This is a genomic window from Lentzea atacamensis (assembly GCF_003269295.1).
Taxonomy (GTDB): domain Bacteria; phylum Actinomycetota; class Actinomycetes; order Mycobacteriales; family Pseudonocardiaceae; genus Lentzea; species Lentzea atacamensis.
Window position 1 is genome coordinate 259,641 of the sequence record NZ_QLTT01000001.1, and the last position, 16,168, is coordinate 275,808.

The 16,168-nt window shown below is 70.9% G+C and carries 16 protein-coding genes; 8 read left to right on the top strand and 8 right to left on the bottom strand.

Features of this window, described 5'->3' with window-relative positions:
• Window positions 1-22: 22 nt before the first annotated feature.
• Together C8D87_RS01400 and C8D87_RS01405 are read left to right on the top strand one after the other, a co-directional pair.
• Window positions 23-715 carry a response regulator transcription factor gene (locus C8D87_RS01400; protein WP_112225239.1) on the top strand — a complete coding sequence of 231 codons (693 nt, stop codon included), beginning with the start codon at window positions 23-25 and terminating at the stop codon, window positions 713-715.
• Window positions 705-2,417: a sensor histidine kinase gene (locus C8D87_RS01405; RefSeq protein ID WP_112225240.1), complete on the top strand. Its 1,713-nt coding sequence runs from the start codon at window positions 705-707 to the stop codon at window positions 2,415-2,417. Before C8D87_RS01400 ends, C8D87_RS01405 begins: the two co-directional genes overlap by 11 nt.
• On the opposite strand, the gene C8D87_RS01410 is transcribed toward C8D87_RS01405, so the two are convergent.
• The 5 genes from C8D87_RS01410 to C8D87_RS01430 are packed head-to-tail and all read right to left on the bottom strand — an operon-like array spanning window position 2,383 to window position 7,311.
• Entirely contained in the window at window positions 2,383-3,825 is a 1,443-nt protein-coding gene (locus tag C8D87_RS01410; protein ID WP_112225241.1) for an acyl-CoA synthetase, read from the bottom strand. The two genes, C8D87_RS01405 and C8D87_RS01410, sit on opposite strands and share 35 nt — an antisense overlap.
• Window positions 3,764-5,080 (bottom strand): MFS transporter, encoded by a 1,317-nt coding sequence (locus C8D87_RS01415; RefSeq protein ID WP_112226198.1) that lies wholly within the window; start codon window positions 5,078-5,080, stop codon window positions 3,764-3,766. The genes C8D87_RS01410 and C8D87_RS01415 overlap by 62 nt, the downstream gene beginning before the upstream one ends.
• Before the next feature lie 10 nt (window positions 5,081-5,090).
• Window positions 5,091-5,549: a MaoC family dehydratase gene (locus C8D87_RS01420; RefSeq protein ID WP_112225242.1), complete on the bottom strand. Its 459-nt coding sequence runs from the start codon at window positions 5,547-5,549 to the stop codon at window positions 5,091-5,093.
• Window positions 5,546-6,421, bottom strand: a complete 876-nt coding sequence (locus C8D87_RS01425) for an amidohydrolase family protein (protein ID WP_112225243.1) — start codon at window positions 6,419-6,421, stop codon at window positions 5,546-5,548. Before C8D87_RS01425 ends, C8D87_RS01420 begins: the two co-directional genes overlap by 4 nt.
• A gap of 11 nt (window positions 6,422-6,432) precedes the next feature.
• Complete coding sequence (locus C8D87_RS01430; RefSeq protein ID WP_112225244.1) at window positions 6,433-7,311, bottom strand: SDR family oxidoreductase; 879 nt, start codon at window positions 7,309-7,311, stop codon at window positions 6,433-6,435.
• A gap of 89 nt (window positions 7,312-7,400) precedes the next feature.
• Here C8D87_RS01430 and C8D87_RS01435 point away from each other — a divergent pair, with 89 nt between their 5' ends.
• Together C8D87_RS01435 and C8D87_RS01440 are read left to right on the top strand one after the other, a co-directional pair.
• A complete protein-coding gene (locus tag C8D87_RS01435) occupies window positions 7,401-8,198 on the top strand; it encodes a PaaX family transcriptional regulator (RefSeq protein WP_233441848.1) in 798 nt (265 codons plus the stop codon).
• A 111-nt stretch (window positions 8,199-8,309) separates the two neighbouring features.
• Complete coding sequence (locus tag C8D87_RS01440) at window positions 8,310-9,107, top strand: glycoside hydrolase family 20 zincin-like fold domain-containing protein (protein WP_112225245.1); 798 nt, start codon at window positions 8,310-8,312, stop codon at window positions 9,105-9,107.
• Here the strand turns inward: C8D87_RS01440 and C8D87_RS01445 are convergent.
• Window positions 9,091-9,429, bottom strand: a complete 339-nt coding sequence (locus C8D87_RS01445; RefSeq protein WP_325049607.1) for a glycosyltransferase — start codon at window positions 9,427-9,429, stop codon at window positions 9,091-9,093. The two genes, C8D87_RS01440 and C8D87_RS01445, sit on opposite strands and share 17 nt — an antisense overlap.
• Before the next feature lie 47 nt (window positions 9,430-9,476).
• On the opposite strand from C8D87_RS01445, the gene C8D87_RS01450 reads away from it, so the two are divergent.
• From C8D87_RS01450 to C8D87_RS01465, 4 genes are all read left to right on the top strand, one after another.
• Window positions 9,477-10,913: a phenylacetate--CoA ligase family protein gene (locus C8D87_RS01450; protein WP_112225247.1), complete on the top strand. Its 1,437-nt coding sequence runs from the start codon at window positions 9,477-9,479 to the stop codon at window positions 10,911-10,913.
• 100 nt (window positions 10,914-11,013) lie between these two features.
• Window positions 11,014-11,475 carry a peptidase inhibitor family I36 protein gene (locus tag C8D87_RS01455; protein WP_170166277.1) on the top strand — a complete coding sequence of 154 codons (462 nt, stop codon included), beginning with the start codon at window positions 11,014-11,016 and terminating at the stop codon, window positions 11,473-11,475.
• A 178-nt stretch (window positions 11,476-11,653) separates the two neighbouring features.
• Complete coding sequence (locus C8D87_RS01460) at window positions 11,654-12,574, top strand: ArsR/SmtB family transcription factor (protein WP_233441849.1); 921 nt, start codon at window positions 11,654-11,656, stop codon at window positions 12,572-12,574.
• Window positions 12,575-12,632: 58 nt separating this feature from the next.
• The gene (locus C8D87_RS01465) at window positions 12,633-13,316 is read left to right on the top strand and encodes a class I SAM-dependent methyltransferase (protein ID WP_112226200.1); all 684 of its coding nucleotides are present in this window, start codon (window positions 12,633-12,635) and stop codon (window positions 13,314-13,316) included.
• On the opposite strand, the gene lnt is transcribed toward C8D87_RS01465, so the two are convergent.
• Both lnt and mptB read right to left on the bottom strand, forming a co-directional pair.
• Window positions 13,231-14,706 carry an apolipoprotein N-acyltransferase gene (gene lnt, locus C8D87_RS01470; protein WP_233441850.1) on the bottom strand — a complete coding sequence of 492 codons (1,476 nt, stop codon included), beginning with the start codon at window positions 14,704-14,706 and terminating at the stop codon, window positions 13,231-13,233. The genes C8D87_RS01465 and lnt overlap by 86 nt on opposite strands.
• Window positions 14,693-16,111, bottom strand: a complete 1,419-nt coding sequence (gene mptB, locus C8D87_RS01475) for a polyprenol phosphomannose-dependent alpha 1,6 mannosyltransferase MptB (protein ID WP_170166359.1) — start codon at window positions 16,109-16,111, stop codon at window positions 14,693-14,695. Before mptB ends, lnt begins: the two co-directional genes overlap by 14 nt.
• Window positions 16,112-16,168: the final 57 nt, after the last annotated feature.

Genomic DNA, 16,168 nt, shown 5'->3' on the forward strand with positions numbered 1-16,168 from the left:
AGGGCGTCCGTATCCTCGGCCCGTGAGCGCTCTCATCCTGGTCGCGGAGGACGACGAGAACCAGGCCGAGCTCGTTCGGCGCTACCTGGAGCAGGATCACCACCGCGTTGTCGTCGTCCACGACGGACGCGACGCGCTCGACGTGGTCCGCGACCAGCGGCCCGAACTCGTCGTGCTCGACCTGATGCTGCCGGGGCTGGGCGGCCTGGACGTGTGCCGCGCCTTGCGGGCGGACTCGGACGTGCTGGTGCTGATGCTGACCGCGCGGTCCACTGAGGACGATCTGCTGCACGGGCTCGGGATCGGCGCGGACGACTACATGACCAAGCCGTTCAGCCCGCGTGAGCTGGTGGCGCGGGTGCGGACGTTGTTGCGGCGCCGTCCGGCCGCGCGGGCCGCGCCGTTGCTGCGGGTCGGGCCGATCGTGGTCGACCCGGTGCGGCACGAGGTGACGGTGCGCGGATCGCTGGTCGAGTGCACGCCCGGCGAGTTCGGTCTGCTCGCGGTGCTGGCGTCGGAGGTGAACCGGGTGTTCACGCGCGAACAGCTGCTGGACCGAATGCACGGCGACAGCTACCTGACCACGCGCACCATCGACACGCACGTGAAGAACCTCCGCCGCAAGATCGAAACGAACTCCCGCACGCCCGAGCACCTGGTCACCGTGTACGGCATCGGCTACAAGCTCACCGCCGGGCGCGCCGATGCGCCGTAGCGTCTTCACCCGGCTGCTCGTGGTCGTGGTGCTGATCGCGGTGTGCTCGATCGCCGCGACCGCCTGGCTCGCGACCCAGCTCACCAGGGCGTCCATCGCCCGCGAGCAGGGCAGGGAGCTGGCCTCGGACAACAGGATCTACGCGACGCTGCTCGCCTACGCCACCGGCCACCGCGACTGGTCCGAAGTGGACGGTTACCTCGACTCGCTGGTCGACGAGAACCCGCACCGCCGCATCGCGCTCGTCACCAAGGACGGCAGGAAGATCGCCGACAGGGGCGGTGACGGCGGCCAGCTGCCCGCGACGGCCGCGGCGGTGGTGGACGCGCTCGCGGTCGACCCGGTGCTGGTGCCGGACGCGCCGGCGGACCGGATCGACAAGCGGGTGCTGGGGCCGTTCCGCACGCCGATCGACTTCCGCGACCGCGAGGACCGGACCGGGTCGTTGTACTGCCTGCGGCTGGTCAAGAAGGAGCAGGCGCGGCTGGACTGCCGTGAGCACCAGCTGCCGTTCGACACCGCCGCCGACTTCCACGCCCTGCTCGACCTGGAGGACCTGGTCAACGCGTGCCTGGCGCGCAAGTCGCTGCCGTCGGTTGACCTCGACCCCGACTACACCCCGGCGCAGAAGCAGGCCACACCGCCCCCGGACGAGCCGGCGGTCGCGGCGTGCGTTGCCGCGTCGCGCAAGGAGCAGCTCGCGCCGTACGTGGCATCGCCCGTGCTGCTGTACCTGACGAACCCGTCCGGCACGCCGACGACCGCGATCTCGTTGTCGGGCAACGGCTGGCAGATCGTGGGTGCCGCGGCCGCGGTGCTGCTGGTCGCGGTCGGGGTGGCGGCGTTCGCGGGCGCCCGGATCACGCGGCCGTTGCGGGCGTTGACCGCCGCCGCGCAGCACCTGTCGGGTGGCAGCGACATCCCGCCGGTGCCGGTGCGCGGGCAGGACGAGATCGCGGGCCTGACCAGGGCGTTCAACACGATGGTCGTGAACAGGGCGCAGCTGGAGCAGGCGCGCAAGGCGATGGTCAGCGATGTGGCGCACGAGCTGCGCACGCCGTTGAGCAACATCCGAGGATGGCTGGAGGCGGCCGAGGACGGGGTGAGCGACCTCGACCCGGCGCTGGTCACGTTGCTGATGAAGGAAGCGCTGGTGCTCCAGCACGTGGTGGACGACCTGCAGGATCTCGCGATCGCCGACGCCGGGTCGTTGCGGCTGACCGTGGCGCCGGTGCCGGTGCGGGCCGCGCTGGAGCAGGTCAGGGCGGCGCACGAGGTACGGGCCGCGCAGGCCGGGGTCGCGCTGTCAGTGTCGGCCGAGGAGCTCACGGTCGACGCGGACGCGTTGCGGTTGCGGCAGATTCTCGACAACCTCGTGGCGAACGCTCTCCGTTACGTGCCGTCCGGTGGCTCGGTGTCGGTCAGCGCGGCACGCGACCACGACGACGTGGTGATCGCGGTCGCGGACACGGGGGCCGGGATCTCCGCCGAGGACCTGCCGCACGTGTTCGACCGGTTCTGGCGCGCGGACAAGTCGCGAGCCCGCAGCACCGGCGGCAGCGGGCTGGGGCTCGCGATCGTGCGGAAACTGACCGAGGCGCACGGCGGTACCGCCGGCGTGACCAGCACGCCGGGGCAGGGCAGCACGTTCACCGTGCGCCTCCCGATCAGGGCAGGGGCAGGCGCCGCAGAGCCGGTTTGAGCACCTTGCCCGAACCGGTGCGCGGCAGTTCGGCCACGACGTCGACGTGGACCGGGATCTTGTACTTCGCCAGGCGGGGCAGCAGGAACTCGCGCAGTCCCGCCGGGTCGAGGGAACCGCCGGAGCGCGGGCGGACGAAGGCGCGGCCGACCTCGCCCCACCGCGGGTCCGGCACCCCGACGACGGCGACCTCGGCGACGTCGGGGTGGTCGGAGATCGCGTTCTCCACCTCGGCCGGGTACACGTTCTCCCCGCCCGAGATGTACATGTCCTTGACCCGGTCGACGACGTGGAGGTAGCCCTCGTCGTCGAGCCGCCCGACGTCGCCGGTGCGGAACCAGCCGTCGCCGGTGAACGCGTTCGCCGTGGCGACCGGGTCGTTCCAGTAGCCGGGCGTGACGTTCGGGCCCTGGACCTCGATCTCCCCGGAGTCCGCCAGCCGCACGTCACCGAGGAACACCGGCACACCCGCCGAACCTGCCTTGCGCACGCTGTCGCCCGCCTCCAGGAACGTGGCTCCCGGCGCGGTCTCGGTGAGGCCGTAGCCCTGGCAGAACACCAGGCCACGGTCCTGGTACGTGCGGATGACCGCGTCCGGCACCGCGGATCCGCCACACAACAGCACCCGCAACGAGCTGAGATCCGCGGTGCGCCACCGCGGGGAGGCCGCGAGGTCGGCGTACATCGTGGACACGCCGAACATCCACGTCACCCGCTCCCGCTCGATCAGCTCCAGGCAGGCTGTGACGTCCCACCGTGAGGTGATCACGCTGCGGCCGCCCTTGACGAACGTGGGCAGCAGCGTCTGGGTCAGCGCCGCCACGTGGAACAGCGGCGCGGACACCAGCGCGACCTCGTCGGCGGCGATGTCGACGCCGACCATCAGGTTGAACGTGTTCCACAGCAGGTTGGCGTGGCTGAGCACGGCACCCTTGGGCCTGCCGGTGGTGCCGGAGGTGTAGAGGATCAGCGCGCTGTCCTCGATGGCCACCGGCACGTCCAGCGGATCCTCCGCGCCACCGGCGAGCCGGTCCTCGTAGTCGTCGAGCGAGACCGTCGAGGGATGGTCGGACCGGAAGCGCGGCGCGTGGATCAGCACGCGGGCACCGCAGTCCGCGAGCTGGTAGTCGATCTCCGCGGCGGTGAGCCGGAAGTTCAGCGGGACGAAGATCGCGCCGAGCAGGTGCGTGGCGAACATCGTCTCCGCGAACGACGGGTGGTTCGGGCCCAGGTAGGCGACCCGGTCACCGTGCCGCACCCCGAGCTCTTCGAGGCGCCGCGCGAGTTTCGTGGTGCGCCGGTCCACCTCCTCGTACGTGGTCGAGACGCCGTCGAACGTGAACGCCTCACGCCGGGGCGCCATCCGGGCCCGGCGCGCCGGCCAGCTCCCCAGTCCCGCGTTGCGCACTCAGATCTCCTGTCAGGCTGCTGCGGCTGGTCTCCCGCAGTGCGAGCGTGCACAGCACGGTCAGCACGCAGAAGGCCGCGAGGATGAACGAGATGGCGGTCGTGCCGGCCGAGACCTGCACCTGCGCGAACAGCAGCGGTGCGAGGCCCGCGCCGAGCCCGGCGAGCTGGTAGCCCAGCGAGGCGCCGGTGTAGCGGCTGCCGGTGGAGAACAGCTCGCTGTACAGCGCCGCCAGCGGGCCGTACATCATCGGGTGCAGCACTGCCTGGCCGACGACCAGCGCGAGCACGATGAGCCCGTTGTCCACCAACGGGAACAGCGCGAACCCGAACGCCGCCATCAGCACCGCACCGGCCAGCACCACCGGCCGCCTGCCGAACTTGTCCGACGCCGCCGACCAGCCCAGGATGCCGATCACCGCGAGCGCCGAGGACAGCGTGAGCGCGTTGAGGATCGTCTGCCTGGTGTTCCCGGCCTGCACGCCGTACGCGAGGATGAACGTCGTGAGCGTGGACTGAGCGACGAACGCCGACAGACCGACACCGACGGCGAGCAGCAACGTTCGCGGGTGGTTGCGCAGGACGTCCATCAGCGGCACGGAGGCGCGCTTCTTCTCGGCCTGGAACACCGGGGTCTCCTCCACCCTGGTGCGCACGAACAGGCCGATGGCCAGCAGCACCAGGCTGATCAGGAACGGCACCCGCCAGCCCCACTGCAGGAACGCCTGCTCCCCGACCAGCGCGGCCGTGCCGCTGAGGGCGACGGTGGACAGGACCATGCCGCAGGGCGCGCCCGCGTTGGTGAAACTCGCCCACAGCCCGCGCCGCGAGGTGGCGTGCTCCGCGGACATCAGCACCGCGCCGCCCCACTCGCCGCCGACCGAGATGCCCTGCACGACGCGCAGCAGCACGAGTCCGGCCGGAGCGAGCCAGCCGACCTGGGCGTAGGTGGGCAGCAGGCCGATCAGGAAGCTCGCCACACCCATCAGGCTCATGGTGAGCACGAGCATCTTCTTGCGGCCCAGCAGGTCGCCGTAGTGTCCGAAGAGGACACCGCCGAGCGGACGGGCGAGGTAGCCGGTCGCGAACGTGCCGAAGCTCGCGATGGTGCCGACCAGCGGATCGAGTGAGGAGAAGAAGACCTTGTTGAACACCACCGCGGACGCCGTGGCGTAGAGCAGGAAGTCGTAGTACTCGATGACGCTGCCGAGGAAGCTGGATGTGACGGCGCGGCGTAACTGCGTTGTTGTCGCCATGACGTTCACCTCACGCGTAGTGGCGGTAGATCCCGCGCGCGACGCACGCGGGCTTGTCCGATCCCTCGATCTCGACCGTGAAGTCCACGGTCACCTGCACGCCGTCGCCCTTCACGTCCTCCACGGACGCGACCCGGCCCTTGAGCCGGATCTTCGACCCGACCGGCACCGGAGCCGGGAACCGCACCTTCTCCAGGCCGTAGTTGATGCTCATCCGCACGCCGGAGACGTCGAGCAGCTCGGTCATCAGCGGGATGAGCAGCGCCAGGGTGAGGTAGCCGTGGGCGATCGTGCCGCCGAACGGACCGGCGGCCGCCCGCTCGGGGTCGGTGTGGATCCACTGGTGGTCGTCGGTGGCGTCGGCGAAGGTGTTCACCCGGTTCTGGTCGATCTGCAGCCAGTCGGTGCAGCCGAGGTCCTTGCCCGCCAGGGCTTTGAGCTCTGCGATGCCTTCGACGGTCGTGGTCATGCGTCCTCCTTGACGAGTCCGAGCAGGCGGGCGGCGTTGTGCTTGAGGATCTTGGGCCGGACCTCGTCCTTGACGTCGATCGCGGCGAAGTCCTTCAGCCAGCGGTCCGGCGTGATCACCGGGTGGTCGGAGCCGAAGAGCACCTTGTCCTGCAGCACCGTGTTGGCGTAGCGGACGAGCTGCGGCGGGAAGTACTTCGGCGACCAGCCGGAGAGGTCGATGTACACGAACGGCTTGTGCGTGGCGACCGCGAGCGCCTCGTCCTGCCAGGGGAACGACGGGTGCGCCAGCACGATCTTGAGGTACGGGAAGTCGACGGCGACGTCGTCAACGAGCATCGGGTTGGAGTGCTTGAGCCTGATCCCGCCGCCGCCGGGCACGCCGGCACCGATCCCGGTCTGCCCACTGTGGAACAACGCGGGGACGCCCAGCTCCTCGATCGCCTCGTACAGCGGGTACGCCATCCGGTCGTTAGGAGAGAAGTCCTGCAGGCTCGGGTGGAACTTGAAGCCGCGCACGCCGTGCTCCTCGACGAGCCTGCGCGCCTCACGAACGGCGGTGCGACCCTTCCACGGGTCGACGCTCGCGAACGGGATCAGCACGTCGGGGTGCGCAGCGCACTGTTCGGCGACCTCCTCGTTGGTGATGCGCGGGTGCCCGGTGGCGTGCTCCGCGTCCACGGTGAAGATCACCGCGGCCATCTTGCGCTCGCGGTAGATCGCGGCGGTCTCGGCGATCGTCGGCTGGCGGTGCCCGGCCTTGAAGTACTTGGCGGAGGCCTCCATCAGCTCCGGGCTCAGCGAGCTGTGGCCGTCGCACGAGATCTCGGCGTGCGTGTGGACGTCGATGGCGGTCAGTTCGTCGACGTTCATTCCGGGAACGTTCATGGCGCCACCGGCATCGGAATGCCGTAGGTCTCGGGCTCGAAGCTGGGCAGCTTCTGCGCGATCTCCTCCGCGCTCCAGCCGCCGTCAGCGAACTCGACCTGCTTCTCGGCGGGGTGCGACCACAGCGCGAGCCGGTCGCCGCCGATGCCGATCGCCTGGCCCGTCACGCCCTTCGCCGCGTCGGACGCGAGGTAGACGATGAGCTCCGCGACGTCCTCGACGGTGCCGAGCCCCTCGTCGCGCCGCACCCACGCGGGCAGTGGGGCGCCCGTGCGCTCCGACTCCTCGATCAGCGGCGCGAACGCGGGAATCGTCCTGGTCATCTCGGTGGCGGCCACCGGGATGACGGCGTTGACGGCGATCTCCGCCTTCGCCAGCTCCATCGCCCAGGTGCGGGCCATCGCGGCGATCCCCGCCTTCGCGGCGGCGTAGTTCGTCTGACCGAAGTTGCCGCGCTGCCCGGCGGGCGAGGAGATCAGCACGAGACGGCCGCCCGTGCCCTGCTCGCGCATCCTGATCGCGGCCGCGCGGGCGCAGGTGAACGTGCCGCGCAGGTGCACGTTGATCACGGCGTCGAAGTCGTCGTCGGTCATCTTCCACAGCACGCGGTCGCGCAGGATGCCCGCGTTGGTGACCAGCACGTCGAGCCTGCCGAACTCCTCGACGGCGGTGTCGACGAGCAGTTGCGCGGCCTCGGTGGAGCCGACCGGCGCGATGACGGCCTTGCCGCCGATGCGCGCGGCGACCTCCTCCGCGACGTCGTCGACGTCGTTCACCACGACCTTGGCCCCGTTGCGCGCCAGGGCCTCCGCGTAGGCGAGGCCCAGACCGCGGCCGCTACCGGTGACGATCGCGACCTTTCCCGACAGATCCATCCGACTTCGTCCTCTCCTGGGGGTCGCCACCAACGTAAGGCATATTCGTGACGCTCGTCTAGATTCTGCCCAACATGTATCGTGACAGCGTGACCCCGCAGTCGCTCATGCTCAACTTCCTCGGCCTCTACGTCTTCGGCCGCGACACCGCCGTGTACTCGGGCAGCGTGATCGACGTCTTCGGCCGCGTGGACGTCTCCGAGGACGCGGTGCGCTCGACGCTCACCCGGATGACCGCCCGCGGCCTGCTCACCAAGCACCGCAACGGCCGGAAGGTCTACTTCGGACTGACCCCGCGGGCGACCGAGGTGCTCCGCGACGGTGAACGCCGCATCTGGCAGACCGGGGCGCTCAACACCGACTGGGACGGCACCTGGACGCTGATCGGCTTCTCCCTGCCGGAGAGCCGCCGCAGCGAACGGCACGACCTGCGCTCCCAGCTGATGTGGGCGGGCTTCGGACCGGTGCAGAACGGCCTGTGGATCGCGCCGGGACACCACGACGTCACCGGGATGGTCGAGGAGCTGGGCCTCGCCGAGCACGTCACCGTCTTCACCGCCCAGCACGCCAAGCCGACCGAGGCCGCCGACCTCGCGCACCGGGCGTTCGACACGGCCGCGATCGCCGCGCGCTACCGCGACTTCCTCGCCCGCTGGGGCGGACCGACCCCGCTGGAGACGCTCCCGGACGACCTCGCCCGCCAGCTCGTGCTGCACTCCGACTGGCTCGAGCTCGTGCGGCAGGACCCGCACCTGCCGGCCGAACTGCTCGACGCCGAGTGGCCCGCGATCGAGGCCGAGCAGCTGTTCCAGTCACTCGCCCGGCGTTACGCGCAGACCGCGACACCGCTGGCCGAAGCGGCCATCGAGTCGATCACCATCGCCTGACGGTGTTCCCGATCACTGGAAGGTCTGGACCAATCAGGCCGTAAACCTGCTACAACGGAACTGTGGAACTCGCGCACGCCGAGCCACGTTGGTCCGCTGGAGAGGAATCCGGTGATCGTTCCCATGCCCGCGAGCGCACCCCGTCGCACGGGTGCGTTCCCACTGACCGAAGAAGTCGCCGTGCGCGTGACCGGACAGGCCCGCACGGCCGCGGCGCTGCTGCGCGAGCACATCTTCCGGCAGACCGGCTACCTGCTGGCCGAGTCACCGGACGGCATGCTGATGGTGACGCACGACCCGGCCATGCGCGGCCTCGGCCCGGAAGGCTACGCGCTGCTGGTCAGCAACCACGCGGTCATGCTCCGCGCCGGCACCCAGGCGGGCCTGCGGCACGGCGTCCAGTCGTTCCGGCAGCTGATGACCCGCGACGGCACCGTCCGCGCGGCCGACGTGCAGGACTCCCCCGCGTTCGCCTGGCGCGGCGTCACGAGCGCCCTGCTGCCACCGGCCGAGATGCGCAAGGCCATCGACAAGATGGCCGCCTACAAGCTCAACGTCCTGCACGTCTTCCCAGAGGGCGATCCCGACCACATCCGCGAGGTCGTCGAGTACGGCCTCGACCACGGCATCACCGTCGTGCCCGAGATCAGCCCTGCCACGATCGACCTGCTCGAGCTCTTCCCGAGCCGGTGGGTGCACATCGGCAGGGCCAAGCTCAGCGGCAAGCTCGCCGCTCTCCTCGAACGCCACAACCGCCTGCCGGTGCGGTGGCACGACGGCAGCGACCACACCGACGTCCTCGGCCCGCACGGCCGGCTCACCGAGGGCGACGACGGCCTGCGCGCCGTCGCGAACGCCGGCTGGGTCGGCGGCCACTTCACCGCAGCGGCGGTCACACCAGCCCGGTGAGCCGCTGAACGACGGCGGCGGGCTCCGGCATCTCCGCGATCTCGGCCCTCACCCTCGCGGCCACCGTCCGCGCGGCAGGGTCGACCAGCAGATGGCCCGCCGCCTCTGCCACGGCGTCCGCGGTGATCTCCTCGCCGACGAGCTTCTTCCCGGCACCCACCTCGGCGAGCATGTCCGCGTTCACGAACTGGTCGGCGCCCTGTGGCAGAACCAGTTGCGGCAACCCCGCGGCCAACGTGCCGAGCACCGTGCCGGTCCCGCCGTGGTGCACGACCAAACCGGCCTTCTGGAGCACCTTCGCCTGCCTGGTTTCAGTCTGCACTGAAGTTATCGAGGATGCCAACATGCCAGCCTGGATAGGCTCGGCCGATGGACGGTAGTCGGCAGATCCGTGTGCGCCAGGCGTTCGACGACTTCTTCGGGCCACCGGCCGTGCAGTCAGGGGACTGGGTGCTCGACCTCTTCCTGCGCACGGCCGAGACTGTGCCCGCCTACCGGAAGCTGTTGCGGGAGAACGGGATCGAGCCGGCGGGTATCAGAAGCCTCGACGACTTCCGCACGCTGCCATTGCTCGACAAGCCGAGCTACCACGAGCGCTATCCGTTGCCGGAGCTGTGCAGGGACGGCGCGCTGACCGGCTGCGACATGATCGCGGTGTCGTCCGGGTCGAGCGGGCGGCCGACGATCTGGCCGCGGGCGCTCGAGGACGAGCTGCACGTGGCGCGGCGGTTCGAGCAGGTGCTGGTCACCGGGTTCGGGGCCGACGAGCGGGCAACGCTGGCGGTGGTGTGCTTTCCGCTCGGCACCTGGGTCGGCGGGCTGTTCACGCAGGCGTGTGTGCGGCACCTGGCGGCCAAGGGGTGCCCGATCACGGTGGTGGCGCCGGGGAACAACAAGGCGGAGATCCTGCGGGTGCTGCCCGAGCTCGCGCCGCACTTCGAGCAGGTCGTGCTGCTCGGGTATCCGCCGTTCGTCAAGGACGTCATCGACACGCCGGGCGTCGGCTGGGGCGCGTACAACATCAAGCTGGTGCTCGCGGGTGAGGTGTTCAGCGAGCAGTGGCGAGATCTGGTGTCGGAGCGGGCGGGCGTCGCCGATCCGGTCCGCGACGTCGCTTCCCTTTACGGCACAGCGGATTCCGGAGTGCTGGGCAACGAGACCGCGGTGTCGGTGAGCATCCGGAGGTTCTTCGCGGAACGGCCGGAGCTGGCACGGGAGGTGTTCGGCGACTCGCGGCTGCCCACGCTGGTCCAGTACGACCCGGCCAGCAGGTTCTTCGAGGTGCACGACGGCACGCTGGTGTTCACGGCGGACGGCGGGATTCCGCTGATCCGGTACCGGATCGCCGACGAGGGCGGGATTCTCGGGCACGACGAGCTGCTGGCCTTCTGCGCGGAGCACGGGTTCACTCCCCCGCCGGGGCCGCAGCTGCCGTTCGTCTACCTGTTCGGACGATCGCTGTTCACGGTGTCTTTCTTCGGCGCCAACGTGTATCCGGAGAATGTGACCGTCGGACTGGAACAGCCGGGGATCCGCGACACGGTGACGGGCAAGTTCGTGATCGAGTCGGTCGAGGACGCCGACCGCGACCGGTCGTTGCGGATCACCGTGGAGACCGCGCCCGGTCAGACCGCGGACGCCGCGCGGATCGCCGAGTCGATCAGGGCGCAGCTGCTGCGGCTCAACAGCGAGTTCGCGCACTACGTCCCGGCCGGGCGGCAGCTGCCCGAGGTCGTGCTGCGGCCCGCCGGCGATCCCGAGCACTTCCCGGCCGGCGTGAAACACAGGTACACGCGACGGTCGTGAAATGAGCTTTTGCACCACGGAGCAATAGCTTTTCCGGACTTCCTTCCTCGCCTTAAGGTGACGCCGGGCTGAATTCAGTCACTGGGTGAGGGAGGAATCCTTGAAGTTCGTTCGGCGTATTTTGCTGGCCGTGGTTCCCATCGCGTTGCTGCTGGGCCTGGGGGTCGCGGCTCCGGCCGCACAGGCGGCGGCTCCGGTCGCGCAGACCGCTGCCGTGGGGGCGGCCTACGACAGCGTGACGGGGCAGGCGCTGGCCCAGTGGGAGTGCAAGATCAGTCACGTCTGCTTCTGGGACGACTTCCAGGGCAAGGGCAGGCGCTGCATGTGGGAGAACCGGGACGACGACTGGACCAGCGGCCCCGAGAAGTGCTCCTGGGCGACCAGCACGGAGGTCAAGTCGGTCTACAACCGGGGAACGTCCGCGTCGCTGACGGGGGTCGTCTTCTACCGCAACACCGGGTACAACAACCGCATCGGTTGCACCAAGCAGGGCCAGAAGGGCGATCTGGCCGGGACCTACCAGGTGCGCTCGCACCAGTGGACCAACGGCCGCTGCGGCTGACACCGCAATCACAGAACCGGGCGCGGGGCAACGGCCTCGCGCCCGGTTTTCGTTGCGGAATTCGGCGGAGTGACACGGCCGGTAATGTTCTCCACGGTGACCTGGGCCTGGGGAGGTTGCTGTGTTGCGCATCCATTTTTCCGCTGGTGATCTGGAGCGTACGCAGATAGCAGAAAGGGTGGACCCGCTCTGGGAGATGGTGTTCAGCCGGTTGCGGCTGACCGAAGGGGACAGCGGTGTCCTGCTGGAGCCCTGGCTGCGCGACGTCCGGCGCAACGGGGACAGACAGGTGATCCGTTCGGGCGTGCGGCTGCTCGCGGTGCTCTCACCGCTCGGGCCGTACTTCCCCGACTTCCTCACGCCGCCGGAGGGAGCGGACGGCCTGACTCCGGCGCTCGAAGCCATTCGCGGGACACCGCGTGCCCGGCTGCGCGAGGAGTTCAGGCTGCTGGCCGGCGTCAGCCCGACTCCGTCGTGGACTCGTCCGCTGGCGGAGGGCTGTGACGGTGCGCTGGCCGAGCTCACCGAGGCGCTGGCCCGGTACCACGCCGCGGTGATCGAGCCGTACAGCGCGCTGATCGACGAGGCGGTCGAGACGGATCGGCTGCACCGCAACGGGACGGGCTCGGTCGAGGGCCTGCTGCACGGGATGTGGCCGTTGATGAACTGGCGGCCGCCGGTGCTGGAGGTGCAGTACGCCCACAACCGGGAGCTGCACCTGAACGGGCGGGGATTGCGACTGGTGCCGTCGTACTTCTGCCGCCGGACTCCCGTGGCGTTCGCCGATCCCGGACTGCCGCCGACGCTGGTCTATCCGGTGCACCACGACTGGACCTGGCACCGGCAGCTCGCGAGTGGACGGCGCGAGCTCGGGGCGCTGTCGGCGTTGCTGGGGTCCACGCGCTCCGCGGTGCTGGCCGCCGTCGGGGCGGGCGCCACGACCACCGAGCTGGCGGAGCGGCTCGGGGCTTCGCCGTCCGCGGTCAGCCGGCACACCACGGTGCTGCGAGAGGCCGGGCTGCTGACCACGGAGAGGCAGGGGTTGTCGGTGCTGCACCAGCGAACGGTGCTGGGGTCGGCGTTGCTCGGGCGCAACTGAGGTTCGCCGGACGCGGAATCCGTGGCGGCCGCGACCGCCACGGCGGTCCACTGGTGTGGTGACGGCTTACGACGAGATCGCGGACTGGTACGAGGAAGAGTTCCTGGCGGGGCAACGCGGACGTGACCCGCTGGGCATCGACCGCGCGATCAGGGATCTGCTCGGCGAGGGCAGCGGCGTGTGCCTGGAGATCGGCTGCGGGACCGGGGTGCACGCCGTCCTCGTGCGGGAGCTGGGGTGGACGCCGGTCGGCGTGGACCTGTCCGCGGGGATGCTGCGCCACGCCCGTGGCCGGCTGCCGGTCGCGCGTGCCGACGCGGGGCGGTTGCCGTTGCGGGACAACAGCGTTCCCGCCGTGGTCTCGGTGATGGTGCACACCGACATGCCCCAGTACCCGGCCGTGCTGCGCGAGGTGGCCAGGGTGCTCGAACCCGGAGGGGTGTTCGTGCACGTCGGTGTGCACCCGTGCTTCTGCGGCGGGTTCGCCGATCGCAGCGATCCCGCCGCGGTCCTGCTCAAGCCCGGCTACCTCGACGGGCACCGGACCAAGGAGTCGTGGACCGAGCAGGGCATTCGCGACAAGGTCGGCGCCTCGCACTGGCCGTTGCCCGCCCTGCTCAACGCGCTCCTCGACGCCGGGCTGACGCCGCGGCGGTTCACCGAGGGAGGGACTCCGCTGCCGCTCGTGCTCGGCGTCGCGACCACAACGCCACCAGACACGCACCGAACGCCCCGGCCGTGAACAGCACGTGGATCACGCCGCCGAACCTCGTGGCGAACGTGACGTCCGACCGCAGCGGCACGGAGTCCACCATCAGGGCGTCGGTGAACATGCCGGTCGACTGCACGACGCTGCCGTCCGGGCGCACCACCGCGCTCACCCCGCTGATCGCCGCGACCACGACGGCACGGCCGTGTTCGACGGCACGCAGGCGGGCCATGGCGAGCTGCTGGTAGGTCATCTCACCGCGGCCGTACCAGGCGTTGTTCGTCGGCACCACGAGGAGCTGCGCGCCCGCGGCCGCGCTCTCGCGCAGGACGTAGTCGTAGGCGACCTCGTAGCAGATGCCGACGCCGACACGGGTGTTCGCGATGTCCAGCACGCCGGGCTCGGTACCGGCGCGGAGGTCCTGCTGGTCGGCGAACGGGGTCACGAGGCGGGCCAGCGGGCGCAGCGGGATGTGCTCGGCGAACGGGACGAGCTCCTGCTTCGCGTACGACTCCCCCGCACCGGTGCCGGGATGCCAGCCGATGACCGAGTTCTCCCCGCCTCGCAACCCGCTCACCAGCACGGGCACGCCCAGGTCGTCGACGGCGCGGTCGATCACCGGGTCGCGGTCGCGGGTCCTGGTGGCGCTCTCCGGCCACACCACCAGGTCCGGCTTCGGCAGCGCACCGCCGCGGATCAGCGCCGTCAGCTCGGCGGTCTTGCGGAGGTGGTTGGCGCGCAACGTGTCCTGCGCGTTCAGCAGCCCGAGCCCGATGTCGGGGGCGTTGCCCTGGACGACCGCGACGGTCCGCTGGCCGTTCTGCGCGTCGACGGCGACCAGCGGGCCTGCCGCGAGCGCCGCCGCGAACGGCACCAGCGCCCACCCCGCCCGCACGCGCGGCAGCCAGGCCGCCAGGCCGAAGCCGGTCAGCACGACCGCGAACGTCACCAGCGGGGCGCCGCCGATCACCGCGAGCTGCCCGAACGGCCCGTCCACCTGGCCGAACGCCACACGGCCCCACGGGAAGCCGTTGAACGGGACCAGGCCGCGCGCGGTCTCCTGCAGCACGAACAGCGACGCCGCCCACACCGGGGCCACCGGCAGCCGCGAGACCAGCGGGAAGAGCGCCAGGGCAGCGCAGACGAACAGGGCCATGATCGCCGACAGCGCGAGCCACGGCGCCGGGCCGAACTCGGTGCCGAGGAAGTGCTCGATCCACAGCAGGTGCGGCAGGAAGAACGCCAGCCCGAACACGAAACCCAGACCGGCCGCACGCCGGGCACGCACACCCTTCAGCGCGAGCCACAGCACGACGAACGCCGGGACCGCGAGCCACCACAGCGTGCGGGGCGGGAAGCTCAGGGCCAGCGCGGCACCGGCGAGGGCGGCCGCGCCGTAGCGGGCGAGGTCAGCTCTGCGCAACGGACACCCGCGCCTGACGCAGCACCAGGTACGCGCCACCCACCAGCGCGACCCCGAGCACGTAGGCCGTGATCAGCTCCGGCACACGGCCCGCGAAGTTGCCCGCGAGCGGCGGCACCAGCAGCGCGAACACGCCGGCCAGCACGGCGACCCTGGTGCGCCACGGACCCGCGGGCAGGCAGGCGGCCAGCGGCAGCACCGCCCACAGCAGGTACCACGGCTGGATCACCGGCCCCAGCACCACGATCAGGCTCATCATCATCCCCAGCGCCGTCACCTCGGGGATCCCGCCGCGCAGCTGGCGGCTCAGCACCACCGCGGCCCCGCACAGGATCAGCACGAACCCCGCGACCCGTGCCGAGGAAATCATCGCCTGCCCGCTCGCGGGCCCGAACACCGCACCCGCCAGATAGCCGGGCCAGTTCGTCGGCGCCATCCAGCTGTTGATCTTCGACGGGGTCCCGAGCGCCTGCACCCAGCCGAAGCCGGAGCCACCGGCGAGCGAGGTCGCGACGGACACCCCGGCAGCGGCGACGACCATGCCCGCGCCGGCGGCCACGAACCGGACCCAGCCCCCGCCAAGCCTTCGTGCCAGCGCCGTTCCCACCACCGCGAGCGCCACCAGCGCGGGCAGCTTGACCTGCGCCCCGAGTCCGATGAGGACGACACCGGCCGTGAACGGCCACCACCGCAGCTCCGGCAGCGCGTGCAACGCGATCACCGTGCCGGACAGCATGAGACCGAGCATCAGCGCGTCGTTGTGGACGCCGCCGACGAGGTGCCACAGCACCAACGGGTTCAGCACCCCCAGCCACAGCGCCGTGCGCGCCGGCGTCCCGGCGATCGCGGCCAGCCTCGGCACCGCCCACACCACGAGCAGCAGGCCCAGCACCGCGGCCAGCCGGTGCAGCACGATGCCCGCGACGGGATCGCCGCCGGTGACCTGGGCGATCGTCCGCTCGACCGCGGTGAACAGCGGCCCGTACGGGGAAGGGGTCTCACGCCAGTAGACGCCGACCCGTGCGACGGCCTCCGCGCTCGCGCCGGCCGCCGGGCTCACGACGTTGGGGTCCAGGCCGCGTGCCGCCACGTCGCCCTGGGCGAGGTAGCTGTACACGTCGGCGCTGAACAGCGGCGGAGCCACGAGCAGCGGCGCGCACCACCACGCCAGGGTCCGGCGCAGCCACCGCGCGTCCGGCCTGGCGCGGCCGAGCAGCGCCCACGTCAGGACCACGAGCCCGGCGCCCGCGATGGCCAGGGCGAGCGCCATCGGCACCGCTCTGGTCGCCCACGCTCCCGCGGTGAGCAGCACGGCACCGCCGAAACCCGTCCAGCGCAACAGCTCCGGCGCCGGGGTCGTGGTGGTGACCGGCGCGGTCCGGCGGTGGGTCAGGGTCGACGGCATCTGCACGGAAGAGACAGTGCTTTCCGGACAGATCGTCATGCGTCCGACTGCGGTCGC